This window comes from Specibacter sp. NPDC078709, assembly GCF_040686795.1.
Lineage (GTDB): Bacteria > Actinomycetota > Actinomycetes > Actinomycetales > Micrococcaceae > Specibacter.
The window spans coordinates 717,220-742,119 of record NZ_JBFBLU010000001.1 but is presented as its reverse complement, the minus strand read 5'-3'; the positions used below and the strand labels follow the sequence as shown (position 1 = coordinate 742,119).

20 protein-coding genes are annotated in these 24,900 nt (G+C 61.7%); 8 read left to right on the top strand and 12 right to left on the bottom strand.

All coding sequences use genetic code 11. The features are described 5' to 3' along the window. The first annotated feature begins 203 nt into the window (after positions 1 to 203). Together AB0P14_RS03215 and AB0P14_RS03210 are read left to right on the top strand one after the other, a co-directional pair. Positions 204 to 1,277, top strand: coding sequence for a peptidoglycan bridge formation glycyltransferase FemA/FemB family protein (locus AB0P14_RS03215; RefSeq protein WP_363837638.1), 1,074 nt, complete (start codon positions 204 to 206; stop codon positions 1,275 to 1,277). 131 nt (positions 1,278 to 1,408) lie between these two features. Then, on the top strand, positions 1,409 to 2,848 hold the full coding sequence (locus AB0P14_RS03210; protein WP_363837635.1) for a threonine/serine exporter family protein: 1,440 nt from the start codon (positions 1,409 to 1,411) through the stop codon (positions 2,846 to 2,848). Positions 2,849 to 2,990: 142 nt separating this feature from the next. Here AB0P14_RS03210 and AB0P14_RS03205 read toward each other — a convergent pair whose 3' ends face one another. Both AB0P14_RS03205 and AB0P14_RS03200 read right to left on the bottom strand, forming a co-directional pair. Beyond that, positions 2,991 to 3,845: a siderophore-interacting protein gene (locus AB0P14_RS03205; RefSeq protein ID WP_363837632.1), complete on the bottom strand. Its 855-nt coding sequence runs from the start codon at positions 3,843 to 3,845 to the stop codon at positions 2,991 to 2,993. Between the two features lie 82 nt (positions 3,846 to 3,927). Further along, positions 3,928 to 4,581, bottom strand: a complete 654-nt coding sequence (locus AB0P14_RS03200) for a uracil-DNA glycosylase (RefSeq protein ID WP_363838164.1) — start codon at positions 4,579 to 4,581, stop codon at positions 3,928 to 3,930. A gap of 323 nt (positions 4,582 to 4,904) precedes the next feature. Between AB0P14_RS03200 and AB0P14_RS03195 the strand changes: the two genes are divergently transcribed. The 4 genes from AB0P14_RS03195 to AB0P14_RS03180 all read left to right on the top strand — a co-directional run bounded on the left by AB0P14_RS03195 (position 4,905) and on the right by AB0P14_RS03180 (position 9,104). Further along, on the top strand, positions 4,905 to 5,198 hold the full coding sequence (locus tag AB0P14_RS03195) for a DUF3263 domain-containing protein (RefSeq protein WP_363838161.1): 294 nt from the start codon (positions 4,905 to 4,907) through the stop codon (positions 5,196 to 5,198). 87 nt (positions 5,199 to 5,285) lie between these two features. Then, a complete protein-coding gene (locus AB0P14_RS03190) occupies positions 5,286 to 5,888 on the top strand; it encodes a LytR C-terminal domain-containing protein (RefSeq protein WP_363837629.1) in 603 nt (200 codons plus the stop codon). A gap of 303 nt (positions 5,889 to 6,191) precedes the next feature. Beyond that, entirely contained in the window at positions 6,192 to 7,817 is a 1,626-nt protein-coding gene (groL, locus tag AB0P14_RS03185) for a chaperonin GroEL (RefSeq protein WP_363837626.1), read from the top strand. 219 nt (positions 7,818 to 8,036) lie between these two features. Further along, positions 8,037 to 9,104, top strand: a complete 1,068-nt coding sequence (locus AB0P14_RS03180) for a ribonuclease HI family protein (RefSeq protein ID WP_363837624.1) — start codon at positions 8,037 to 8,039, stop codon at positions 9,102 to 9,104. Positions 9,105 to 9,232: 128 nt separating this feature from the next. On the opposite strand, the gene AB0P14_RS03175 is transcribed toward AB0P14_RS03180, so the two are convergent. The 9 genes from AB0P14_RS03175 to AB0P14_RS03135 form a co-directional block, all read right to left on the bottom strand. Continuing rightward, entirely contained in the window at positions 9,233 to 10,645 is a 1,413-nt protein-coding gene (locus AB0P14_RS03175; protein ID WP_363837621.1) for a DUF222 domain-containing protein, read from the bottom strand. A gap of 459 nt (positions 10,646 to 11,104) precedes the next feature. Continuing rightward, positions 11,105 to 11,398: a WXG100 family type VII secretion target gene (locus AB0P14_RS03170; protein WP_363837619.1), complete on the bottom strand. Its 294-nt coding sequence runs from the start codon at positions 11,396 to 11,398 to the stop codon at positions 11,105 to 11,107. 120 nt (positions 11,399 to 11,518) lie between these two features. Beyond that, on the bottom strand, positions 11,519 to 13,057 hold the full coding sequence (locus AB0P14_RS03165) for a HAMP domain-containing sensor histidine kinase (RefSeq protein ID WP_363837616.1): 1,539 nt from the start codon (positions 13,055 to 13,057) through the stop codon (positions 11,519 to 11,521). A gap of 24 nt (positions 13,058 to 13,081) precedes the next feature. Next, the gene (locus AB0P14_RS03160) at positions 13,082 to 13,792 is read right to left on the bottom strand and encodes a response regulator transcription factor (protein ID WP_062294031.1); all 711 of its coding nucleotides are present in this window, start codon (positions 13,790 to 13,792) and stop codon (positions 13,082 to 13,084) included. 87 nt (positions 13,793 to 13,879) lie between these two features. After that, entirely contained in the window at positions 13,880 to 15,241 is a 1,362-nt protein-coding gene (locus AB0P14_RS03155; RefSeq protein ID WP_363837613.1) for a sulfatase-like hydrolase/transferase, read from the bottom strand. Then, positions 15,238 to 16,713 (bottom strand): sulfatase, encoded by a 1,476-nt coding sequence (locus tag AB0P14_RS03150; RefSeq protein ID WP_363837610.1) that lies wholly within the window; start codon positions 16,711 to 16,713, stop codon positions 15,238 to 15,240. The genes AB0P14_RS03155 and AB0P14_RS03150 overlap by 4 nt, the downstream gene beginning before the upstream one ends. Continuing rightward, complete coding sequence (locus AB0P14_RS03145) at positions 16,713 to 17,669, bottom strand: carbohydrate ABC transporter permease (protein ID WP_363837607.1); 957 nt, start codon at positions 17,667 to 17,669, stop codon at positions 16,713 to 16,715. Before AB0P14_RS03145 ends, AB0P14_RS03150 begins: the two co-directional genes overlap by 1 nt. A 10-nt stretch (positions 17,670 to 17,679) precedes the next feature. After that, a complete protein-coding gene (locus tag AB0P14_RS03140; protein ID WP_363837604.1) occupies positions 17,680 to 18,636 on the bottom strand; it encodes a sugar ABC transporter permease in 957 nt (318 codons plus the stop codon). Then, positions 18,636 to 19,946, bottom strand: a complete 1,311-nt coding sequence (locus AB0P14_RS03135; RefSeq protein ID WP_363837601.1) for an extracellular solute-binding protein — start codon at positions 19,944 to 19,946, stop codon at positions 18,636 to 18,638. Before AB0P14_RS03135 ends, AB0P14_RS03140 begins: the two co-directional genes overlap by 1 nt. 270 nt (positions 19,947 to 20,216) lie before the next feature. Between AB0P14_RS03135 and AB0P14_RS03130 the strand changes: the two genes are divergently transcribed. Beyond that, the gene (locus AB0P14_RS03130) at positions 20,217 to 21,437 is read left to right on the top strand and encodes a substrate-binding domain-containing protein (RefSeq protein WP_363837598.1); all 1,221 of its coding nucleotides are present in this window, start codon (positions 20,217 to 20,219) and stop codon (positions 21,435 to 21,437) included. 7 nt (positions 21,438 to 21,444) lie between these two features. Beyond that, on the top strand, positions 21,445 to 22,437 hold the full coding sequence (locus AB0P14_RS03125) for a Gfo/Idh/MocA family oxidoreductase (protein ID WP_363837595.1): 993 nt from the start codon (positions 21,445 to 21,447) through the stop codon (positions 22,435 to 22,437). Positions 22,438 to 22,514: 77 nt separating this feature from the next. Here the strand turns inward: AB0P14_RS03125 and AB0P14_RS03120 are convergent, their stop codons facing one another. After that, positions 22,515 to 24,887: a polysaccharide lyase 8 family protein gene (locus AB0P14_RS03120; RefSeq protein ID WP_363837592.1), complete on the bottom strand. Its 2,373-nt coding sequence runs from the start codon at positions 24,885 to 24,887 to the stop codon at positions 22,515 to 22,517. Positions 24,888 to 24,900: the final 13 nt, after the last annotated feature.

Here is a 24,900-nt window from a genome sequence, read left to right as displayed (position 1 = left end):
CCGTTTGGTTACTCGGTTGGTTACTCGGTTTGGTTTCTCCGTTTGGTTCCTCCGTTTGGTTAGGAGGAAAATCAGCTGGTCACCGCCAGAACCACCACCGCGGGGCCCGGCGCACTGCATTGCAAAACATGCTGAATGGGCTGTGAGAAACCGGGCCGGTAGACTGCATGTAGTGAATAAATGCCGACGTAATTGAGGGTCTCTTGCCAGAATTTACTGCCCGATTTGCCACCGCCGCCGAGATCGCCGACTGGGATGCGCACGTCACAGCCAACCCCAATGGCGGCAATCTATTGCAGTCTGCTGCCTTTGCCGCGGTGAAGAAAAACTATGGCTGGGATACCCAATTTTTGGCGTTCGAAGGTGCCGGATACACCAGCTACAACCTAGTTTTGGAGAAATCCTTCCCGGTGTTGGGCAAGCTCTGGTACCTCATGAAGGGCCCCGATACAGCTGATGCTGCCCATGTTCCGGCCATGTTGGAGGCTCTACGAGCCTTTGTGAAAAGGGCCAGACTGAACGTCTTCGCCGCGAAAATTGAGCCGGACATCATCGACTCGGAAGAAGTCCGTGCCGTGTTCAACGCCGCTGGTCTGCTCAAGGTGGATGACCTGCAGCCCAATGACCACACAGCCATTTTGGACATCACTCCTGAGCCCAACGAACTGCTGCGCAAACTCCATTCTCGGGGCCGGAACGCTGTGCGCCGTGCCATCCGTGAAGGGGTCGAAGTCAAACGAGCCGAACCCACCGAGGAGACCATGAGGACCCTGTACGGGCTCATGGAAGGGACCTTCGAAGCGAAAAATGCTGGCAAGGCACGTGAGTTTGCCTACTTCCAGCAGTTCTGGACGGAGTTCTGCAACCGCGGGCAGGGACAGTTCTTCTTTGTCTACGAAAACGACGTGCCCTCGGTCGGCGCCTTTGTCATCAACTATGGAGCCAAGGCCACGTATAAGGATGGCGGCTCACTGCAGAAGCGTTCCCAGTATGGCGATTCGCACCTGATCCAGTGGGAAGCCATTTTGGATATGAAGGGGCTAGGCGCGGTGGAATACGATTTCTGTGGCACACCGCCGTCGGACCGGCTCAAAGACCCCACCCACCCGCACCATGGCCTGGGACTGTTCAAAACCAGCTTCACGAAGACGGTGACGGATTTCATCGGCTGTTGGGACCTGCCCTTCTCGCCCTTGAAGTACAAGATCTGGACCACGGTGGGTGAGCGGGTAGCCCGCCAGCTGTACGTGCGCCGCACGGGACAAAAGTTTTACTAGAAATTACTAGCTTCGACGGCAGCGCGATGGTCGCCATCGCGGCTATCGCCATCGCAACCGTTATAGCAAGAATCAACATGTTGGAAAGGTGACTTGTGGGAGTTGAGCGCCGGAGTCCGGTCTCGAGGGACATGCCAAAAAACGAGGTGGTGACCCCGGCGCAGGCACGGGCCAACGCCTCTGCCAAACGCATGCTGCGCAGACTGGTGCAAGGGGAGACTCCGCCCACGGCGCCCATGCAGATCGTTGACAGGCTGGCCGGGAGCCCCTACGCCAACTTCACCATTCAGGTCGGCAAGGCTGAGGAATCGGCACGGAAAACCATTGACTTCGCGCTACGACTGGCCGAAACCATGTTCCGCTACGGCGCCGGTGCCCTTGAAGTGGAGACCAGCATCATCGCTGTCACCGCTGCTCTAGGACTGCGCAACATCGAAGTCGACATCACCAACCAGTCAGTCATCATCAACTATGCCCCGCGCGATGCTGTACCGATCACGCTGCTGCGCGTGGTACGTTCCTGGACCAATAACTACGCCGGCCTCGTGGAAGTACACGAACTCGTCACCGACATTGCTGGCGGGGGAGTCAGCAGGGATGAGGCCTACCGGCGTCTGGATGTCATCATCAAGAAGCCCAAGCCCTTCCCTCGGTGGATGGTCTCTTTTGCGGAAGCCGTCTTTGCGGCCGCTGTGGTGGGCGTCATCGGTGGCACTGGCTTTGGCATGGGCGTTGCCTTTCTCACCATCTTGGTGGCGAGCCAGACCGCCCGTGTGTTGAGTAAGTGGCGGGTCCCAGACTTCTTTGTCACCGCCATCAGCTCCTTCCTCGTCACCATCGTCGCCGTACTGTGCTTCATGGCGGAGGTGCCGTTGAGTCCATCCGTAGTGGTGGCTGGCGGAATTCTATTGATGCTGCCCTCGGGGCGCTTGGTCTCGGCCGTTCAAGATGCTATCAATGGCTTCCCTGTGACGGCCGCTGGCCGTTTTCTTTCAGCGTTCTTGACCTTTGGTGCCATAGTGGCTGGTATTTCAGTGGCTCTGGTGACAGGTGCCGTGTTTGGGGCAGAACGGCTCAATGTGGCCGAAACCATCACCGGTTCCCTGCCCCTGTTTTGGGTGCTGGCCTTGGTCGCGGTGGCTACTGTGGCCATTTGTATCGCTGAACAGACTGCCATACGGCTGCTACTACCCACGGTGGTGGTGGCCTTGATTGGTTATCTGGTCTACTACGCCGGCATGGAGTTGGGGCTGGGCGGACGGTTTGCCCCAGCAGTCGCTGCCGTGGTGATCGGCATGCTGGCCCGCATCATCTCGCTGCGGCTCGGGGCCCCGCAGCTGGTCGTGGCCGTCCCCTCGATCATCTTCTTGCTCGTGGGACTCTCCATCTTCCGAGCCATGTTCGTCATGACACTCACACCGGATGATTCAGTCTCCGGCGCCGTGGGAATCTTCAACGCCTTGATTGTCATCCTGGCAGTAGCCGCGGGTGTGGTGCTCGGCGATAACGCCGCCCGACCCTTCACTCGCAGCAACGGCCAAAAAGACCGCCGCCGCAACCGTCGCCGGTAACTGGCGGTTAGCGGGGAGGCCCAGCGACACAGGCGGGCGTCCCGGAGCGAGGATGGATTTTGCACGCGAGGTACGAGCGGGAAAATCTTACTGCTCGCGAGGGACTCTCGCCTGTGTCGCCGAGCCCAGCTGTCACTTCCAGCTACAGAATTTGACCGATCGGCTCGCGCTTTTCGGCCTGGAAGTTATCTTCCGTGCGACCATAGGCCCAGTAACCCGAGAGGGAAACCTGTGAGCGTTCCAGACCGCGCTGCTTGAAGAGGAGGTCACGGAGCGCCTTCATGTATTCGCGTTCTCCGTGAACAAAGGCGTGGACGGTGCCTTCGGGCCAGGGGCCGTTGGCTACTGCATCCAGCAGGACCGTGGACTCGGCCGGGCTGGCTCCTTCGCGGAACACCCAGGAGAGCTCAACGCCGTCGGGCTTGTTGATGGGCTGGATATCAGCGGCCGAATCGACCTCAACGTAGGCGTGCCCCTTAGCTCCGGCCGGCAGCGATTCGATGGCCGCAGCGATGGCCGGCAGGGCGGCTTCGTCGCCAGCGAAAAGGTGCCAATCGGCGTCGGGGTTGGGCGTGTAGGCGCCGCCTGGGCCGGAGAAAATAATCGTGTCGCCAGGGACCGCTGCGGCTGCCCACGGACCGGCCAGACCGGATTCGCCGTGCAGCACAAAGTCAATGGCAAGTTCCTGCGCGGCCAGGTCAACCCAACGGACGGTGTAGGTGCGCGTCACGGGCCATTGCTCTCGCGGCAGCGACTCGCGCAGCGCTGCCACATCCACGGGCGCGGTGTACTCAACGCCGGGGTGCAGGAACAGGATCTTCACGTACATATCCGTGGCGTAACTGGGCTCAAATTTTGCCATCCCGGGGCCGCCGGCCACGATGCGCACCATGTGCGGGCTCAGAGTTTCCTTGCGCAGCACCTGCAGGGTGTGCTGAATGCGGGGCTTTCCGCCTCGTCCAGCCGGGCGTGTGGCAGCGGTATGAGTTGTTGTCACGATGAGCTCCTAGGTGCCGGGCACTGGCCGGCATGGTGAGCGAAATAATTACGCAAAGTTAGCTTGTCCTAATCAGTCTAGGTCATTGAGGTAGTGCCCAATCGATGGGGGAGGCTCCTTGCGCTACTAGCTGATCATTGACGCGGCTGAAGGGTTTGGAGCCAAAGAAGCCGCGCGACGCTGACAACGGACTCGGGTGTGCCGATTCAATCACGGCCGTGCCTTCCAATAATGGGGCCAAGTTTTGGGCGTCTTTGCCCCACAACACGCTCACGAGTGGTTTCTGCCGGGTGATTAGGGTGCGGATGACTGCTTCGGTGACCCCTTCCCACCCACGACGCCGGTGCGATCCTGCCGCCCCCGGCGCCACCGTGAGCACCCTGTTCAGAAGGAGGACGCCCTGCCGCGACCAGGCGCTAAGGTCACCATGGGTGGCTGGCGGGATGCCCAAATCAGTGGCGAGTTCCTTGTAAATGTTGTTCAGGCTGCGGGGGAGTGGGCGCGTAGCTCTATCCACGGAAAATGCCAGACCCACCGAATGCCCAGGGGTGGGGTAGGGATCTTGCCCCACAATCAAGACCTTGACATCCGCCAGTGGGGTGCCCAAGGCGCGCAACACCTGGGTGGGGTGGGGCAGGAAGCGAGTGCCGGCGTCGTACTCGTCTTGAAGCATGGCACCTAGTTCTCGCAGCGCGGATTCCTGCGGGGCTAGTGCCGCGGCCCAATCGGGCGCCATGTGCGAGAGGGGATCGGATTTCAGGGCGGCAAGGGCCTGCAATTGAGTTGTGTCCCACGGGGGTGGTGGCGGGAGGTCGAAGAGGCTGGGTGAGCTGTCCATAGTGTCCATTGTGAGCCATGCTGAGCCGTTGTGAGAGCGGGCCAGGCGTGGCTTGATTCCTCCACAGGTAGGTGTGATGCGTGTCTTGTTCACAGAAACCCAAATGACAGGGATGTGATTCACCCTTATCATTGACAATGCGGGCTGATGATTGCTGCCCTGCTGAGGATGAGGAATGGAGGGCTGTTGTGGCCGAAGCAGTCCGAACGGAGCACAGTCCAGTGGACCCTGCCGCAACGCCGGAATCTTCGGCAGTACCCGAAGCGCTGGCGGGACTCAGTGCGCGTGAGCAGCAGATGCTCGACCTGGAGCGCCAATGGTGGAAGTATGCCGGCGCCAAGGAACAAGCCATCCGGGAGCTGTTCGACCTCTCAGCAACCCACTATTACCAAGTTTTGAACGCGTTGATCGACACGGAAGCCGCGCTGGCCTATGACCCCATGCTGGTCAAGCGGTTGCGTAGACTACGTACGTCGCGGCAACAGGCCCGGTCCGCACGCCGGCTCGGGAATTGATCCACGGTTTCGCCAACGTAGCCATTCGCCGCCGCGCCTACTACCGCCGTACCAACAGGACCGTACCCACAAGGATGACACTGCACAATGAGTAATTACCCGCGGGATGAATTCGACGCTATCGAGGAGAACTCGGCGCGCCACGGCGTCCACCGTGCTTCGATTGCACCCCAGCGGCGCTCACTGATGCCGTTGATGGTTGTGGGCATCGTTGCACTGTGTGTAGGGCTGCTGGCCTTTTTCATCATGCCGAAGATGCTCAATAACAACATCACGCAGCCGCCGGCCACCGTGAGTGAGACCGCTACCGCGCCGCCGAGCACCACCTCAGCTCCTCCCACGACGCCAGCACCCTCCACGACTCCTGTGGAGACTCCGACGCCGACCCCTTCCCCGTCGCCGAGCCCCGACTCCGTCGTGGACAAGAGCATTCCTGTGGCTATCTACAACGCCACCGGTATACCGGGTCTGGCCGCAAGTTATGCAGGGCGGGTTCAGGTGGACGGTTGGACGGTATCGACAGCCGCCAACTGGAATGGTCAGGCTCAGGCTGCTTCGGTCATCATGTATAGCGGCATTGAGCAGAAGGCAAACGCAGAGGCGCTCAGTGCATTGCTGGGCATCCCTGCCCTGGCGGAGGCGCCGGAGTTTGGCGTGCCCCTCGCCATAATTTTGGGTCCGGGCGCCTAAACGTCGCACGCAGTGCTGGCAGTGTGGGGTTCGAAGTTGCTGCTTAGACGTTCGCCGCAAGCTCATAGTGACGCTCCCGCTTGCACTCTGGGGTGTCGAGTGCTAATTATTGAGTTAGCACTCTGAGGTGGTGACTGCTAGTTTCTAGCTGTTTTGTCGCTGTCAGGGTATTGAACTTTCCTCACTGGGCGAGGGTTTGCCGCTGTTGTAACTAGATCAACAGAGACTGATCCGTCCGTCGCGGGCGCCTTGCGAGGAGATAAGAATCGTAAAAATGACTGTCCCGAAAGGACTGAAGCCTCCATGGCCAAGCTCATTGCATTTGATGAAGAGGCACGCCGCGGTCTTGAGCGTGGGTTGAACATCCTCGCCGACGCTGTCAAGGTAACCTTGGGCCCGCGCGGTCGCAACGTTGTTCTCGAAAAGAAGTGGGGCGCCCCCACGATCACCAACGATGGTGTATCCATCGCCAAGGAAATTGAACTTGACGATCCCTATGAGAAGATCGGCGCTGAGCTGGTCAAGGAAGTCGCCAAGAAGACTGACGACATCGCTGGCGACGGCACCACCACAGCCACCGTTCTGGCTCAGGCTCTGGTCAAGGAAGGCCTGCGCAACGTAGCTGCCGGAGCCGACCCGCTGTCCCTCAAGCGCGGCATCGAGAAGGCTGTTGCAGCCGTCATCGAGCAGCTGCTCGCTTCCGCCAAGGAAATCGAGACCAAGGAAGAGATCGCCGCTACCGCGTCCATCTCCGCCGGCGATCCCGAGATCGGTGCCCTCATTGCTGAAGCCTTGGATAAGGTCGGCAAGGAAGGCGTCATCACCGTCGAGGAGTCCAACACCTTCGGCTTGGAGCTTGAACTCACCGAAGGCATGCGCTTCGACAAGGGTTACATCTCCGCTTACTTCGTAACCGACACCGAGCGTCAGGAAACGGTCCTCGAAGACCCGTACATCCTGATCGTGAACTCCAAGATCTCCAGCGTCAAGGACCTTGTTGCAGTTCTGGAAAAGGTCATGGCTTCAAACAAGCCGCTGCTGATCATCGCCGAAGACATCGAAGGCGAAGCACTGGCAACACTGATCGTGAACAAGATCCGTGGCCTGTTCAAGTCCGTCGCCGTCAAGGCACCGGGCTTCGGCGACCGCCGCAAGGCTCAGCTCTCCGACATCGCCATCCTCACCGGTGGCCAGGTCATCGCTGAAGAAGTAGGCCTCAAGCTGGAAAACACCACACTTGACCTGCTGGGTAAGGCTCGCAAGGTTGTTGTGACCAAGGACGAGACCACCATTGTTGATGGAGCCGGCGACGCCGAGGCCATCGCAGGTCGCGTTGCTCAGATCCGTGCCGAAATCGAAAACTCCGATTCCGACTACGACCGCGAGAAGCTGCAGGAACGCCTGGCCAAGCTGGCCGGCGGCGTTGCAGTCATCAAGGCTGGTGCGGCAACCGAAGTTGAGCTCAAGGAACGCAAGCACCGCATTGAAGATGCAGTGCGTAACGCCAAGGCTGCTGTCGAAGAAGGCATCGTCCCCGGCGGTGGCGTTGCTCTGATCCAGGCCGGTGTCAAGGCCTTCGATTCCCTGAACCTGACCGGCGACGAAGCAACAGGCGCCAACATTGTTCGTGTTGCCATTGACGCCCCGTTGAAGCAGATTGCTCTCAACGCCGGCATGGAGCCCGGCGTTGTTGTGGACAAGGTCCGCTCACTGCCCAACGGCCACGGCCTGAACGCTGCAACCGGCGAGTACGAAGACCTGCTGGCTGCCGGCGTCAACGACCCGGTAAAGGTGACCCGCTCTGCACTGCAGAACGCGGCCTCCATTGCTGCATTGTTCCTCACCACAGAAGCAGTCATCGCCGATAAGCCTGAAAAGGCTGCTCCGGCCGGTGGCGGCGACGACATGGGCGGCATGGGCGGCTTCTAATCCCCACCCCCTCCCCAATTGAATCCGCTGGCGCGTATTCAATTGGGGCCCCTCGGGTGCGTGGGCCCATATGTGGGTTCGCGCCCTGAGTGGGTTGGTTACAAAATTGAAAGGCTCCCTTGCCATTGCTGTAAGGGAGCCTTTTGCTTGCCCTGGCGGTTGGTTGTTGGCGCCCCCTTGTGTGCGTGAGTGTCAGCGGAGTCTGAAAGTATGTAACTTATGACAATTATTGCTGCCGCCGATGGTTCGGCTTTGGGAAATCCTGGTCCTGCTGGCTGGGCTTGGTACGTCGACGACAGCTGCTGGCGGGCTGGCGGTTGGCCACACGGCACCAATAACATGGGCGAGCTCATGGCCGTGCTGGATCTGTTCAAGTCCACGGCCCACCTACCGGAGGAGCCGCTGCACATCTTGTGCGACAGCCAGTACGTGATCAACAGTGTCACCAAGTGGATGCCGGGCTGGAAGCGGAAGGGCTGGCGGAAGTCCGATGGCAAGCCCGTGCTGAACCTTGAACTGCTCAAGGAGATTGATGCGGCGCTTGTGGGCCGCAAATACACCTTTGAATGGGTCAAGGGCCACGCCGGTCACGATCTCAACGAAGCCGCCGACGACCGCGCCCGCGATGCTGCCACCGCTTACCAGGCCAAGCGCCAGCCGAACTCGGGTCCCGGATTCCCTGGCGCCCAGACCGCTGCCGCGAACCAGACTTCAGGCGATTCCCCGTCCTCTAGGGACACTCACGCTACTGGCGTCGTGCAGGCCGATAGTGCTTCCAAGAACAACGCCGCCGGGCCGTCGAGCCCGCTTCAGAGCGCAACAGCTCCGGTTCGGAACCTAGTACCCCCAGCTTTTGGTGAACAAGCACTCTTTGGTGATCAAGATCAGCCGGACCTCTTCTCGGTCATGGACGATGAGCCGGATCCTTCGTTTACCCCGGGCCGTACAAAGGGAATTGATGCAGTCATCGAGCAGGAGAGGGAACTACTGGACCCTGCTGTCCGCGCCGATCCATTCCGGGTTGCAGAGCTGCTGCACCCTGATTTCGAAGAGATCGGCAGCAGCGGTCGAGTGTGGACCAGGGCCGAAACCATTCAGATGCTGAGTGAGGAAGAATCAGTGACCGTCGATATGGAGGTTATGGGGCTCGCTCAGCTTGATACCTCCACCGCTTTGCTGACGTATCGGAGTAGTGCACCGGGACGTTCCGTTCTGCGAAGCTCCTTGTGGAACTTCGACAACGACCAATGGCGACTGCGCTTCCACCAAGGGACACTCGAAGCATAGAACCACGAAAGTTGGTCAGCGTTGGGGCCCCAGCTCCAGCAACCGGACCGTCAGCCGAACTCTTGCCGCACCGTCAGCCGAACTCTGGCTGAAGCGTAGCCGCACTCGGCAGGAATGCTTCGTCGTGCTCAAAACGGCGGCGCCATGTCACCTTGCGTTTGAAGATAGACCCGGCCGGTGGGTGTCACGGTCCGGGTGACTCCCGGGCTGACACTTTCGACAGTCCAGCCGGTGTGCGGATCATCCTTGACGTGGTGGCAGTACGGGCATCGGGGGCGTAAGTTCTCGATGCTGGTCTCGCCCAGTGGCAGAATTACGCCATCGTCGGTATAGGCAAACTTGTGGTAGGGCGTGGTGTGGTCTAGTTCGCAAGATCTGGCAGGTCGGTCGCAACCAATGCCGGTACAGACAGGGTCCCGAAAACGTACTTCCCGGGCCATCGCCTTGGGTGGTTTTCGCGTTTTTCTACCAACGCTCACAATGCGCCCCGAATCGGGGTCGGTGAGGAATCTTCGCCAGAATTTTGCGGTGGCGGCCAATTCCTTTTCGTCATCGATTGGAATGGGCCCGAAGCCTTCGAGTGTGGCTGGGTCAGCGGATGTGCCGAGGAGTCTGTCAGCCGAAACGGTGATGTTCAGAACTGCCGGTATACGGTTCTTGAAGTAGGGGCCGCATTGCTGAGCACGATTGGAGTGCGCTTGATCGGATTGCTCTGCACTGGATTGCTCAGGATGGGAACCGGATGAGTTGTGCAGCAGCACTTGATGGAGCAAATCCATCAGGACATCGGCACGATACTCTCCAAGTGAGCGCGACGGCCGCCCTGTGGGCGTGAACCCGTGGCTGTCATCTCCGTTGCTCTTGGCTGCCTTGGCCCAGTCTTCCAATGAATTGAAAAGAAGCGCGGCTTCGGTTGCTGGTAGGCGGGCTCCCAAGTAAGCCATGCCGTCCGGCAGAGGGCTGATCCAGACGTCGCGGCTGGTCCGGGCCCTGCGGTGGCGCTGCTCAATGGGTTCGGGATTGTGCCGTTCGGCGATACCGCGAACTTTCCGTGTCAGCGCATTCGGATTGCAACTCATGGCGTAATTGAGGAACTCGGTCTCGAGTTCGTGCAGAATTTGTGGGGGCGTGTTCTCGCATCCGCGAATCACTGCCCGTACACGGCGAATGTCCAAGGAACCATCGTTGAACTGGGCGAAGGTATCGGGGAGGTGTTGGATCAGAAGCTCGGCGTCGGTGATGAGATGTTCTGCGGCTCCGCTGCCAATGGCAAACATGGCCATGAGTTCCGCGGCTGCATAGCGTGAGCGGTCTGGGTGTTTGGCTGAGGGTTCCTCGCCAAGAACAGGTGGACGCCGTGTGGCAAACTCATTGATCGCGGCTGCTTGCCGGGCCATAGACCAAGCCGCCTGCCGTTCAGTGGCTTGAATGAAATTGAGCAGTTCCTCATCGGTGAGATCTGCAGGGTCCAACTCAGCCAGAGCAGCAGTTCCACGCTGAGGTGTCCATTCAATGTAGTTCGCCTGTTCCTCGGCCGTCATAGGAGGCAAAAGCCGTTGAACTCTCTTGGACCCACCGTAAACCGGCTCCATGTTTGGCCGGGGCATGGTCAGGGGTTCGGCAAAGCGCAAGACATTGCGGTGAATCCACGCAGGATCTGCGCTTAGCTTGTTTGGCTTTTGTGGACGAGCGACGGCTGGAGATTCCTGGGATGCCTCAAAGTTCACAGCCGAGTTACTCTCGAGTGGTTTCTCGGGATTAGATCCTGAAACTGACGGTCCGGAAAGGTTGGATTCCTCTGAAGATCCGGGCCACTTCGACGTGCCCATAGTCAATTTTATCCTAGTAAACTTAGAAACAATAGTGTTTTCTCAAACAAATATCTGAATAATTGAAAGTTGACTGTCCGTGAAAGCGAGTCCAGTTTTCCGGCCAGCGCCGCCACTAAAAGCGGGCGACGGCCGGAATCAGTCACCAAAGCCGGCCGGGAATGGCCACGGTTAGCGGGCCGTAAACATGCGGGTGTTGGCAGCCTCGGCCTGTGCGTATTGCGTTGCGGCCATGGACAAGGCGGAGTTGATGCTCTCCAGAGATGCTTCCACTTTGAGCTCCGTGGAATGCCACTCCACCATGAGGGACTGAAAGTTGGTGGCCGCGGTTCCCGTCCACGAGGATTGCAGATCCAACAGGTTGCGCTTCATGGCGTCCACCTCGGCCCGGATCCTTTCTACAGATCCCTTGACGGCTGTGCTCTTCAGGGCGAGATCGTCACTGTTGACGTTGAACTGTGCCATGGGAATTACCTTGCCTTCGTTGCTGGTGTCCAGTGAATGTCACTGATAAATCCAGCCTAGAAGTGGCCCTGAGGCAGTGAAACCCCTGACGATGGAACCGTGGGAAGCAGGGCTCGCTGGTCAGTCTGTGGAGGAATCAATCCCGGGTTCGCCGCCGGGTTCTTCGGCCCCAAGATCTTCGGCTCCAAGTTCATCGGACTCGGCTTGTTCGGCTTTGTAAGGCAGCTCTATGACCATGGTTGCCCCGCCGCCGGGGGTGTCTTCCAGCCTGACAGTTCCTTCGTGGGAGGCGACAATGGCTGACACTATAGCGAGTCCCAGACCGCTGCCGCCGGTGTTCCTATCGCGGGAGGAGTCCGCGCGGTAGAACCGTTCGAAAACACGCGGCGCTTCCTCGGCTGAGATACCCGGCCCATGGTCACGAATCTTGATCACGGAGTAGAGTGAGATGCCCTCGTGCCGGGTGCCGACCATGATTTCAATGGGGGATCCCTCGGGGGTGTAGCGCAGAGCGTTGCCCATCAGATTTGCCACGACCTGGCGCAGTTTCGCCTCGTCTCCGACGGTCGGCGCGGGGGTGCCGGGTCCGCCGTCGAGCCCTATAACGGCAAAGGACCGGTCCCGGGCGGTGGCTCTGGCGTCCAGGACGGCGTCGTGGCCCAAGATCAGCAGGTCCACGGGTTTGAGTTGCAAGGGGCGCTGCTCGTCGATGCGGGCCAGGACCAGCAAGTCCTCGACCAGCTCGCCCATGCGCTTGGCTTCGCTCTCGATCCGGCCCATGGCTGTGCCCACATCTTCAGGCGTTTGCAGAGCCCCGTGGCGGTACAGCTCTGAGAAGCCGCGGATGGTCACCAGCGGGGTGCGCAGTTCGTGAGAGGCGTCGGCGACAAAGCGTCGCATCTTCTTTTCAGAAGCCGTCCTAGCGGCGAAGGCATGCTCAATATGGGCCAACATGGCGTTCAGTGAGCCGGACAAACGGCCCACTTCCGTGGCAGGATTCTCAATGTCCACGCGGCGGGAGAGATCGCCGGCGGCAATGGCTGCTGCTGTCTTCTCTACACGGCTCAAGGGTCTGAAGGAGCGGGTGACGGTCCAGTAGGCAATCATGGTGCCCAGGGTGACGGCCAAGATGGCGACCCCGGCAATGACCACAGCAAGGCGTTCCATGGTCATGTTTAGGTTTTCATAGGGCAGCCCCACGACAACATAACCAACATAGGAAGTGCTACCCGGGTTCAGTTCACCCGTTCCAAAGCTGAACTTCTGCGGGGCGACGATTGTCACTCGCCAAGGGGCGCCACCGTCGCTGCTGGGGACGGTGAACGTCTTGCCATTCAGCGCGTGTGCTTCATCCATGGAGTAGTTGGGATAGACAGGTTTGTCTTGGCCCGAACGGTTCTGATCCGCTAACGAACCATCAGAAAAATGGAACCCCACGTAGTAGTCAAAGGCAAAGGGAGTTTGCCCGGTGTTCTGCGAATCCACCGTTCCGATGTTCACAATGGAGCGCTGGAAGGTGGTGAGCTGCGTGTCCATCTGATCTTCCAGAAAAGAGTGCAGCAAAAGAAACGTTGTGGCTCCCAGAGCCAGCAAGGAAACGCTCAACAGGGCGCTGATGATGGCCACCAGCTGTGAGCGCAGGGAGGCGTTTTTCCACAACGTAATCAATGTACTGGTGCGGCGCTAGCGCTTATCAGCCGTCCGCAGCACGTAGCCCACGCCGCGCTTGGTCTGGATGAGGGCAGGCAGTGAAGCGTCAATGTCCACTTTGCGGCGCAGGTAGGAGATGTAGGACTCCACGATCGAGGCATCCCCGTTGAAATCGTATTCCCACACATGGTCAAGGATTTGAGCCTTGGACAGCACACGATTCGGGTTGAGCATCAAGTAGCGCAGCAGCTTGAACTCGGTGGGGGACAATTCCACCGTCTTGCCGGCGCGGCGCACTTCGTGGGCGTCGTCGTCGAGCTCTAGATCGGCAACGCGCAGTACGGCATCGTCATCTTCGGTGGGCTGAGTGCGGCGCAGCACGGCACGGATACGGGCCACCACCTCATCGAGGCTGAACGGCTTGGTGACGTAGTCATCGCCGCCAACGGTCAGGCCGGTGACCTTGTCTTCGGTGTCATCTCGAGCCGTCAGGAACAGCACAGGGAAGTGCCGTCCGGCGGCACGCAGGCGGCGGGTCACGGTGAATCCGTCCATGTCGGGGAGCATGACATCCAGGACAGCAAGATCGGGGTTGTGCTCCTCGGCGGCGGCCAATGCGTCACGACCGTTGGCGGCGGCAATGACCTCAAACCCGGCGAAACGCAGGGAGGTTGAGAGGAGCTCACGAATATTGGGCTCGTCGTCTACAACAAGCAGTTTGGCTTCAGGTCCAGTCTTTTTCACCATTTCAGTCTCCGACTATTCGCTGGGAATACGCTGGATATTCCGTGGGTATGTCCTGTCAGCTTACGCCCAGAGAGTTCCCAGCTGCTAGTAGGGGCGGCGAAAAATTTCTGCATGGGTCCCGGATGCCGCGCCAAAGGGCAAGACCAGCTTCTTCAAGAACACAGAGTCTCCGGTTGCCAGTGCCCAGCGGAGCAATCCCGTGCGCATCCGTTCAAGCACCGGCGCATGGGAGCCCTCCACGGCAAGATTGCGCTGCTCGCCGGGGTCCGCGTCCAAATCGTGCAGCTGCTCGCGGTGCGCGCCCCAGCTGTACACCGAGTATTTCCACTGTCCCATGATGAGCGCCCTCCCCGAGGTCCCTGCGCCGGGTAGTGCGGCAGCGTCCTGGAACGAGGTTTGCACTACCACCGGCTGCTGGTCCCGCTGCAGTGCCGATGGTGCTGCGAGTCCATCCGGAGCCGAAATTCCCGCCACCTCGCACAGCGTGGGGAGCAGCCCTAATACGGCCGCCACGGGGTCATCGACCACGGCTGCAGCCCGGCCAGGGACATGAACCAGAAATGGCACCTTGATGCATTCCTGGTACAGCGCCGTCTTCTGGTTCCAGCCGTGGGAGGCGTCGCCGTCGCCATGGTCGCTGACAAATACGACGGCGGTGCTTGCCAAATCGATCCCGTCCAGCAGCTGCCCCACGCGTTGGTCAACGCGTGCCACCAAAGCGGCGTAGGTGGCGCGGTAGTCCCGCCAGGCGTCGGGGCTGAACCCGGAGGTGCCGTACAAGCGGGCCGCCGCATGTTGTTCCATGGCCAAGGCCTCGGGGGCGTACGGCGCCTTGAGGAAATTGGGCGGCAGGGGCGGGGCGTCCGCGGTGGGAATGCCCGCGACCGGACCATAGGGCATGGGCTGGGATCGGGCGTATTCGCAGATGGTGTGGGGATCGTCGAAGGACGCGACGAGAAAAAAGGGCCGGTCCGCATCGGGTTGGCCCGGCGTGCTGCTGGAGCGGGCGTTGCGCCTGCCCAGCCACTCGTGACAGGCCTCCACCAAACCCTCATCGCCGAACGGATGGATAGGCGCAAAGCCGTCATGTTCCGTGGCACTGGCCTGCAGGGCATGCCACTTCCCGGCGTAGGCGCAGTCCCAGCCGGCGGCCGTGAACCAGTGGCCCAGCGAATCTGGACCGTGGCCCGGTTCGGCTGGACCACCGGCTCCGTCTGCTCCCGCAGGCTTGTTGGACATGATGCCCAGCTGGTGCGGGTGCCTGCCCGTGATCATGGCGCTGCGTGCCGGCACGCACAACGGGAACGGAGTATAGGCCTGCGTGAACACCGTGGAGACGGCTGCCAGACGGTCGAGGTTCGGCGTATGGAAATGCGCATCTTCGGGGCGGGACCGGGTCAGCGCATGGGCCGCGAACTGGTCGGCCATGATCAGAAGAATGTTCACAGGTGTGCTCCCAACGTAGTGTTTGCCAATTCTTCCAACGCTTCTTGTCCGCGCCAGGACTGGCCCGCCGCCACCAGCGCGTCGGAGAGGTCCCCCGCCCAGCGCCGGACCACGGCTGGATCGGTGATGTTCTCTAGTTCGTAGGGGTCATCCAGCAGGTTGAAGACAGAAATGCTGAGCCCTTGCCCCGCATGGAAACGGGCAATTATTTTTCCGGTCGCCGTCCGCAGCCCCCGGATAGCAACGTCGTTTTCATCGCGGGGGTAGTAGAAGTACAGGGACGACGGCGTGCCCAGCCTCCCAGCGCATCCCTCCTCCGCGGCGCCCTCGCCTTGGGCGAGCAGCACGGCGGAGATGTCCTTGCCGTGCATGGCTGCCGGCACCGCGGCGCTGTGGCCCAGCAGCCCCAGCAGTGTCGGTGCCATGTCGATGCTGGAGATACCCACCCGGTCTGCGGCGGTGCTCTCCAGGCGTCCGGGCCAGCGCATGACCCAAGGGATCCGCATGGATTCCTCAAAGGGGACGTTTTTGTAGAGCAGGCCGTGGCTGCCCATCTGCTGGCCGTGGTCCGAGGTGAAGATGACAAGGGTGTCATCCGCCAGTCCCAACGAGTCAAGGGAGCCCAGCAGCCGGCCCACCTGGGCATCGATGGCGCTGACGGCGGCGTAGTAGAGCGGTGCGATGGCCGCTGCCTCCCCACCGATGAGGGAATCCAGCTCCACATTGGGCCGGTTCAGCAGCTCGGCGGGTGTGCGGGACGTGTAGCTGGTGTCGTGGTCTGCTGGCAGTTGGTCGAAGGGCTGGTGCGGCGGGTTCCATGACACGGCCAGCGCAAACGGGCGGCCCCCGGTGGAGGGGCCCGGCACGCCGGTGGCACCGCCCGGGGGATCCGTGGCGGCCCGTTGCAGAAACTCAATCGCCACGTCGCTCTCATGGGCGGCCGACCACCCGGTGACGTTGACGCGCTGGTGCCGGCCGGCGTCGGACGTCCAATAGTGCGGGGTGAGATGCTCATCGCAACAGCCGTAGGAATACCAAAAATCAAAGCCATGGCGGCGATCCGGCGGGGACCAGGCATCCCAGTAGCGGCCGTCTTCGAGCGGACCGGTGCCGTGGACGGCGTCCTCGGGCACGGGCGCTTCCAAATGCCACTTGCCAATGTAACCGGTGTTGTACCCGGCGTCGCGCAACACAGCAGCCCAGGACGGTGCGTCCGGGCGGAGGCCAACGCCCCAGATGGCAGTCTCGGAGTTGACGTTGTGGGTGACGCCGTTGGCCTCCGGATACTGCCCGGACATCATCATGGCCCGGTGCGGGCTGCACACCGGGTAGCTGCTGACCGCGTGGGTGAGGGATACGCCGTCGTGCTTCATGGCATCCAAAAACGGGGTGGAAACAGGGTCGCCGCCCGGCTCCAGGCACATGGCCCGGAACTGGTCGGCGACAATGAAAAGCAGGTTGGGTGAGGACACTATTTGCCCATGCCCAGGGTCAGGCCCTCGGTGAGGCGCCGGCCCAGCCAGATATAGATGATCAGCATGGGCAGGACCACGATGCAGAGGCCCGCGAACAGGCCGCCCCAATCGGCGCCGGAGTAGGTCTGCTGCTGCACAAAGGAAATCAAGGCAACAGGCAGGGTGTACTTTTCGGTGGACTGGATCAGGGTCAGTGCCAGCAGCGTCTCGTTCCAGTGCGCCACGACCTGCAGCACAAACGCGGTCAGGATGCCGCCCTTGGCCAGTGGCAGTGTGATCCGGACGAAGGTGCGCAAGGCGGAGGCGCCGTCGAGCGCGGCGGCCTCCTCCATCTCCATGGGCAGGCTGCGGAAGAACGCGGTCAGCAAGAACACCGTGAACGGCATGGAACTGGCAATGTAGACAAGGTTCAAACCGACAAGGCTGTCCGTCAAATACACCTTGTTCAACATGACGAACAACGGGATCAAGATGACCTGTGCCGGGATGCCCAGGCCCAGGATGAAGTACAGGCTCAGCCCGTTGGTGAAACGGCTTTCCACCCGGGCGAGATAGTACGCAGCTGGTGCGGCGAAGGCCACTGTCAGGAACGATGAAACGCCCGTGGTGATGACCGAGTTCCAGGTTGCCGTGGCAAAGTCGCTGACGGTCCAGGCGTTGACAAAGTTGGAGAAGTCAAGGGTTTCCGGCATGCCCCAGGGGCTGGCGAGGATGGAGCGGGTGTCGCGGAACGCCTGCAACACCATCCACAACAGCATGCCGACGCTGATGGCGACAACAGCCCACAGCAGGACCACGCCAATGCTGCGGATGATGTTGCTTTCCGCGCGGAGGGCAGGGCTGACGCCGCGGTGGTTCTTGCTGCGCTTGGTGCTGTTCTTGCCGGGGCCGCTGGAGCCGGGGCCCTGTGGAGTGCCCGCGGAAGTCTCTTCGGGGGCGGTGAGAATAGACATGGACAGATCCTTAGAATTCAACGGCGTCACGGCGCATGGCGCGGCGCAGGAACACCACGAGGACGGATACCAGGGCCAGTGAGATGATGGCGGAGGCGGTAGCCGCGCCGTAGGCAGGTGTGGACTGGCCGGAGAAGGCCGTGACGTAGGTGTACACGGCGGTGGTCCAGCTCTGTGTGGGCGGAATGCCGGCACCGCTGCTGCCGCCGAAGACCCAGATGATCTCAAAGATCTTGACGGAGGAGATGGTCCACAGTACCGCGCAGGTGCCGAACACGTCCCAGGTCAGGGGCAGGATCACGTAGCGCAGGCGCTGCCATGCGTTGGCACCGGCCAAGGCGCAGTCCTCGTAGTAGTAGGGGGGAATGCGGTCGACGCCGGCCATCAAGATGGTGGTGAAGTAACCGGTGGTGGTGGCCACCAGTGTTGCCATGATCAGCGGGAAGATGTTTTCCTGGGCCAGCCAGGCTGGTGGTTCGGTGACACCAAAGGGCTTGAGCAGGGTGTTGACCATGCCGCCGGGGTTGAAGATGAACCCGGCCAGCACACCGAAGACCAGGGCGTTGATCAGGTGCGGGAAGAAGATGACGTTGCGGACAATCTTCTTGCCTGCCATGTCGCGCAGCACCAGGGTCATGGCGAAGGCCAGGATGAAGATGGCTGCACCAACCACGAACAACAGCAGGAGAGTGTTGCCGAAAGATTTCATAAACAGATCGTCTTGGAACACTCTGATGTAGTTCTTGACGCCTACAAATTTCATGGGACCTGCGCCGGCCCATTCGTGCAAGCTGATCCAGGCCGCACCGATGGCGGGAATAATGAACAGAAGCGTGTAGACGATAAAGGCGGGGCCGACGAAGGGTACAAGGAGCTTGCGCCGCTGGCGGTCAATGCTGCTGCCGCCCTGCCCCCGCGCGGCGGCTGCTGCCGAGGCGCGGGGACGACGGGCTGTTGTGGCCGACATCAGCTGTTGTCCTTCCAGTACTTAACCGTTGAGGTTTTCATCTTTTGGACGAATTCGGCAGCGTTGATCTTGCCCAGGAACAGCTCATCATTGATGGGCCAGAAGACCTTCTCAACGTAGCCGGGGTATGTGACGCCATCATTTTGGAGGTAGATCTCCTCGGCGCTGTCAATGGACTTCTTCACGGACGCCATCTCCGGGGAAGTGGCTGCATCCTGGCGAATGGGCAACACCTTGGCCTCAACACCGTAGGCGTCCTGGTACTCCTTCCTCAGCAGGAAGGTGGCAAGTTCCTGTGCCAGCTGCGGGTTCTTCGCCTTTTTGGGGATGGCCCAACCGCCAAAGTCTGCGCGTACAGATGCTGGCTGTCCAGCGACGGCAGGGAACGGAAAGGAGGAGAACTTGAAGTCTTCGGAGGCGTAGGTTCCTGTTTCCGTCGGGATCCAGGAACCGTTGAGCATGAGCTCGGCGCCGCCTGTCGCCCAAACCTGCTGCTGGGCAGGCCACTTGCTGGCGTTGTAGCCCTTGATCAGGTAGTCACCCTGGACGATCTGCTCAACCTTCTTTGCGGCTGCAAGGACGCTCGGGGCATCCCAGGCGGCGCCTGTTTTGTCCTGGACCACCTTCGCGAAGGAGCCTGCTCCGTCGGTGCGCACCAGTGCGGTGGTGAACCACATGGAGTTGTAGCCGCCAATGTCGCCATCCGCAGCGAGAGGCACTTTGCCCTCCGCCTTGTACTTGTCCAGCAGTGCGATGAAGTCATCCCAGGAGGCTGGCGGAGCGGTTTCCAGCTCGGGGTTGGCGGTGGCGTCAAACCAGAAGCCATCCGATGTGAGGCTGTAGGGCAGCATCCAGGGCGTTCCGTCCGCATCCAGAATGTTGTTCGCGTTCAGGTACTTTTTTGGAATCAGTTCCGAAACTTTGGTGCCCTCAACCTCAGTGTCGTAAGCATCCGTCAGGGGAAGGGCCTGTCCGGTGTCGCCCAGAACGGGGGCCAGCTTGGCATAGGAGCCGTCAACAATGTCAGGGACATTGTTGGTGTTCAGTGCCGGGACGAGCTTTTGGACGTTGGACCGGCCCTGCCATTGGACGTTGACAGTTGCGCCCGTTTCAGCTTCGAAGTCCTTGATGGCCCCAGCAATGATAAGTTGCTGCTGCTCGCCCTCTTTCCACATGGACCAGTACGACACCGTACCGCCCTCTGTGTCGCTGCCTGAAGAGTTGCCGGTTCCGCCGCCACAGGCGGACAGCGCCAATGCTGCACCGGCCATCACGGCGAGTGTCCGGGCCAAACGGAATTTCGTTGTCATGGAATACTCCTAGTTTCAAATAGTTGTGCTGTGTGTCACGGTCAGTGAGAACACTCAAGCAGCGAGGAAAGAGATGATTCAAGGAGTATTTGGGAGTATCTTTGTGAGGCGCTTTCGGCTACCCTCAACAAAACTGGCGTTCAAGCCCGTTGAGTCCGAGTGAATGCGCAGAATGCTGCCTAGGTTAAAAGATGAATTTTCCAAGTCCTTGTGGATTCCTCTCTTAGTCATTTGGCACACTCAAGCCATGCGACAGCATGAAAGGGAGCCTTGAAGAAGAAACCACTGGCGGAAAAGACGCAGGCAGGAACAACGCAAGCGGGAACAACACAGGCGGGAAAGCCGCTGGCGGGGAAGATCCGTGACGCAGACTCCAGGGAGCTGAAATTCCAGGCCCTGGCCGGGGAATTGCGCCGCGGCATCCTGGCCGGCACCTGGGCTGTGGGCGCCAAGCTGCCCACCGAGGCACAGTTGGCCGCCGAGACCGGGTTGTCCCTGACCACGGTGCGCCGCGCCTATGAAGAGTTGGAGCAGACTGAGCTGGTGGTGCGCCGCCAGGGCGCCGGCAGCTTCGTGGCTGAGCGCCAGCCTGCCCGTCGGCGTTCCCGGTTCACTGTTGGGGTGCTGCTGCCCGACACCCAGCTCTACTACCCGCGCGTGCTGCAGGGCATCGAGGAAACCCTTTCGGCGCAGGGCGTCAGCCTGCGCCTGGCGACCTACAACTACATCCCGGAGCGTGAGGATTCAAGCATCCAGTTTCTCATCGATGCCGGTGTGGACGGGTTGATCCTGGTGCCCACGCTCTCCGGGATCGCCGATCCGCAGCAGCGGGTGCGGGAGCTGACCTCGCTGAACGTTCCGGTGGTATTGCTGGAACGCAGCCTCATGGATCTGGGGCCGGGGGACCGGACGGAGCACGTGTGTTCGGACCACCAGGGTGGCGCGTACGACGCCGTCTCCCACCTGCGCGGGCTGGGCCACCGCAACGTCGCCCTCCTCACACGATCCAACACCCCCACTGAACCAGCGATTGTGGCCGGGTATGAGCGGGCCGCCGCCGATCTTGGTTTCGCACCACTGGTGCTGAGGGCGCTGAAGGTCGAGTGGGAGGCCGGGGCTGCCGAACGACTGCTGCAGGACGTCCTGGCTGCCGGGGCGAGCGCCGCCCTGGTGTTTGGCGACAGGGAGGCTGCCCTTCTGGAAGCCGCAGCCCGGCGGGCCGGGGTGAACATTCCCGCGGACCTGGCACTGGTTTCCTATGACGACGAGCTGGCCGACCTGGCGGAAGTGCCGCTGACAGCGGTGTCCCCGGCCAAGCACCGCATGGGAAAGATGGCGGCAGAAATCCTGCTGCGCCGCCTCGTGGAGGGCGATGACTGCCCTGTCCACCAGGTCCGGCTGCGGCCGCGGTTGGTGGTCCGTGACTCCTGCGGGGCAAAGAACAACGCCGGCGACGGTGCACGAAAACTACAACAACCATTAGGGAAATGAGCTAAACATGCGCTTGGGAATCATTGGGGCAGGGGCTGTCGCCGGACTTCATGCACAGGGGGCCGCGGACCTTGCCGGGATTGCACTGGGAGCGGTGTGCGACCTGAATGCCGAGACAGCGCAGCGGGTTGCCGCGCCTTGGGGAGCCGCAGTCTTCACCGACTACGTGCAGATGCTGGAAGCGGGAGTGGTGGACGCCGTCGTCATCAACACCCCGCACAGCCTGCACAAGGAAATGGTGGTGGCTGCCGCCTCGCACGGCGTGCACGTGCTGGTGGAAAAGCCCATGGCCACCACGCTTGAGGACGCCAGGATCATGGAGGAAGCCTGCGAGGCGGCCGGGGTGGTCATGGTGGTGGGGATGATCCAGCACTTCATGGCCGAAAAACTGGCACTCAAGTCCGCATTGGCGAGCGGGGGGCTGGGCCGGGTGCTCATGATCCACGACTACCGCAGCACCGATTACCGCCCCGGCTCCCGCCCCGACTGGTTCTTTGACAAGGCGGTGTCTGGCGGCGGCGCGTTCATTAACATTGGTGCGCACTGCCTGGACCGGAGCCTGTGGATTGGCGGGGCGCCCGCCGTGCGGATCTCCTCGAGCACCCTGAACCGCTTCGGGGCGCCCGTGGAGACCGACGGGACCATGGAGCTGCTGCTGGCCAACGGTGTTCAGCTGCGCATCACGATCGCCTCGGACACCCCGGACCACATTGATGAAATGCTCGTGGTGTGTGAACGCGGCACCGTCACGGTGGATCCGCGCCGCGGCACCTTCATGAAGATCGACGGAGTCCGCACCATGCTGCACACCCGCTCGGAGCACGACATCCAAGACGCGTTCACGGCGCAGCTGGCCGACTTCCTTGCCGTGCTGGAGGGCGGGGCAGTGCCAGCCGTCAGCGGCGAACACGCAAAGCATGTGGTGGAACTTGTTCTGGCAGCCTATGAATCCGCCGAGCGAGGGGCCCCGGTGGAGCTTTCCCCGGTGCTGGCCCGCTGAGCAAACTGGGGCGGCAACGTGAGGGGCGGATCTTACGATCCGCCCCTTTTCGGTTCAGGGTGCTCCGGGAGGGGTGATTAGCGGTGCAGCCCGATTGCCGCCGTGGCGCCCATGAGTCCGGCGGTGTGCACCGTGACGACTGTGTTGCCGGCTGCGTCCAGGGACAGTGTGGCCCCGCTGCCGGAGGTGATGCGCCGGTACTTTGTGCCGGCGATGGTCACTGAAACCGACTCGGCAGCCTGTGTCGGGTCGGACACGGCCAGCTGCCCCTGGCCCGGGTTGCCCTCGTAGAGCACGCAGGCGGGGCCAGTGGCGGAGATGGATCCCACCGTCCCGGGCTGCCAGAAAATGGCGGCTTCCTGCTTGACGCCGAAGGAAACCCCTTGGGCCACGGCGTCGTTGCGCAGCACCCGGGGCGCCTTGCGGGCAGCTTTTTCCGTGTCCTTCGGTGTGGCCCCGGGCAGCAGCGCGTATGCGTAGCCGGCCGCGTCCGGGCTGGTTCCGTGGTCAATGAGCAGCGTGGCGTATTCGCGCTGGATGGCCGCGGCCGGGCCGCTGGTGTGGATGTTTTTCCAACTTCCCCCGCGCTGTTCCCGGAGCACCGTCAGCGGTTCCATGCCAAGCATGAGATAGCCGCCGGTCCCTTCCACATGAGCCCACGTCGCATTGCTGTGCACTGCAGGGGTGCCGATGGCCGCGGTGTGGGTTGCGCCGTCGACCGTCATGGTGTGGCCACCGGCGGCACCGAGGTTCCTGTGCTCGACGATGGTTTCCACGGATGCGCCGCTGTCGGTGTGGATGTCCGCACCCAGTGCCACCACCATGTCGGGGGTGTGGAACCAGGACTTGCGCGCACGCATGCCGGTGCCGCCGGGTGCAATCAGGTGCATGCCTACAGCGCCGTTCCGGCCCAGGGTGGCCCCGCCTGTCCACTCGTTCTTGGGGGTGATGGCGCCCCATTGCCCTTCGACGCGGCGCGGCAGGGGCGTGGTGTCCACGGTGGTGCCCGGCAGCTTGGCGAGGTTGGCGGTGGGCCAGAACTCATCGTCAAAGTGGTCGGCCTTGCCCGTGTACAAGTAGGTCATGCCAGAGCCCGTCTGGGCACCGAGGTCATTTTCGCCGTTGCCGCATTCGTACCAGGCAATGCGGTTGCTGCACAGGCCAAGGGCCATGGTCCAGCCGTTGCCGCGGTACACGGAACGGTCCATTCCGGCGAAGAAGCTGTGGCCAGGTGTTTCGGCGATGGGTGCGGTGCCGGAGGCTGCCAGTTCCTTCAACAAGGCGGTGCGAGGGATTGAGGCTCCCGCCATCGGGCTCTCAAAGCTGTTCCGTGAGATCCAGCCCTGGCACAGGCCGCGCCAGCGTGTCGCCGTGGCCGGGTCCGCCGCCCTGGCCAGCAGCAGGATCGCCTCAATCGCCATGTTTCCGTTGTAGTAGCTGCGCTCGTTGGCGCGGGAAATGGCGCGGCCGCGCACGGCATCCATCATCTGGCCGTTGTGCAGGAACGGTGCAAAGGAATCCTCCACAGTCTTGAACAGGATCTTGCGGCTGGGGTCGGCAACGGCGTGTTCCGACTCGCCGAGCAGGGAGAACAGCTTGGCCAGGCCCGAGAGCAGCACGAGCCCGTATGTTCCCGTGTAGGCGATGGTGGAGTGCTGGACGAACGAGCCGTCGGAGAAGAAGCCGTTACCGCTGGTGACGTACTGCCACACGGGGCTCAGGGCATTGATGGCTGCAGCAAGCCGGACGGGATCATTGCCAATTATTGACCGGATGATGATGCCCTGGCAGATGTCCACCCGGTTCGCACCCTCGGAGAGGATCGGGCCGCGCTCAGCGGGGAACTGCATGGTGGGGTCCGGGATGAAATGGTCGACGGCGGCCATGTACCGTCCGCGCAGCTCCGCCGGCACATGGCTGCCGAGGATGGCCAGGGTTTCGCCCAGCGGCCGGGGAACCCCAATTTCCCAGTTCCACCAGTTGCCGAACTCCTTCTGGTCCTTGTTGTAAATGAGGCGGCTGCCGTCATCCAAGGCAGCCAGCATGTGGGCCAGCAAGGTGGCACTGCCTTCATGGATGGAGCCGGGCGTGGTCCACGCCGCGGCCATTTGGGCCAGCCGCTTGTAGGTGGTGACCACCTGTACATCGGAGGTGAACGGGGCATCCGCGAACACCTGTGCCCGGTTTCCCTCCGGCAGCAGCCTGGCCGTCGAATCGCTCACGGCGGCGTCGAGCTTGGCCAGGGAGGCTGCGAAGTCCGCGTCCCCTGCCGTAATCAGTTTCCGGCCGGTGACCTGGTCGGCCCAGCGTTCGCGCAAGGCATCAAGGTCCGCGTCCGTGGCGGTCTCCGCAGCCTGGGCCAGCGGGGCAAAGCCGGCCGAGAGCAGCCCGGCGAATGTCAGTGCACCGGCGCCCTTGAGGATGTGCCGGCGAGTCAGTCCATGCATCATTGCATAATTCCCT

Bases quoted from the DNA above. Each gene is read 5' to 3' on its own strand.
- AB0P14_RS03210 (WP_363837635.1), top strand. From the start codon at position 1,409: ATGCCAAAAAACGAGGTGGTGACCCCGGCGCAGGCACGGGCCAACGCC.
- AB0P14_RS03200 (WP_363838164.1), bottom strand. From the start codon at position 4,581: ATGGCGCCCGATTGGGCCGCGGCACTAGCCCCGCAGGAATCCGCGCTG.
- AB0P14_RS03190 (WP_363837629.1), top strand. From the start codon at position 5,286: ATGAGTAATTACCCGCGGGATGAATTCGACGCTATCGAGGAGAACTCG.
- groL (WP_363837626.1), top strand. From the start codon at position 6,192: ATGGCCAAGCTCATTGCATTTGATGAAGAGGCACGCCGCGGTCTTGAG.
- AB0P14_RS03180 (WP_363837624.1), top strand. From the start codon at position 8,037: ATGACAATTATTGCTGCCGCCGATGGTTCGGCTTTGGGAAATCCTGGT.
- AB0P14_RS03175 (WP_363837621.1), bottom strand. From the start codon at position 10,645: ATGACGGCCGAGGAACAGGCGAACTACATTGAATGGACACCTCAGCGT.
- AB0P14_RS03170 (WP_363837619.1), bottom strand. From the start codon at position 11,398: ATGGCACAGTTCAACGTCAACAGTGACGATCTCGCCCTGAAGAGCACA.
- AB0P14_RS03145 (WP_363837607.1), bottom strand. From the start codon at position 17,669: ATGTCTATTCTCACCGCCCCCGAAGAGACTTCCGCGGGCACTCCACAG.
- AB0P14_RS03140 (WP_363837604.1), bottom strand. From the start codon at position 18,636: ATGTCGGCCACAACAGCCCGTCGTCCCCGCGCCTCGGCAGCAGCCGCC.
- AB0P14_RS03135 (WP_363837601.1), bottom strand. From the start codon at position 19,946: ATGACAACGAAATTCCGTTTGGCCCGGACACTCGCCGTGATGGCCGGT.
- AB0P14_RS03125 (WP_363837595.1), top strand. From the start codon at position 21,445: ATGCGCTTGGGAATCATTGGGGCAGGGGCTGTCGCCGGACTTCATGCA.
- AB0P14_RS03120 (WP_363837592.1), bottom strand. From the start codon at position 24,887: ATGATGCATGGACTGACTCGCCGGCACATCCTCAAGGGCGCCGGTGCA.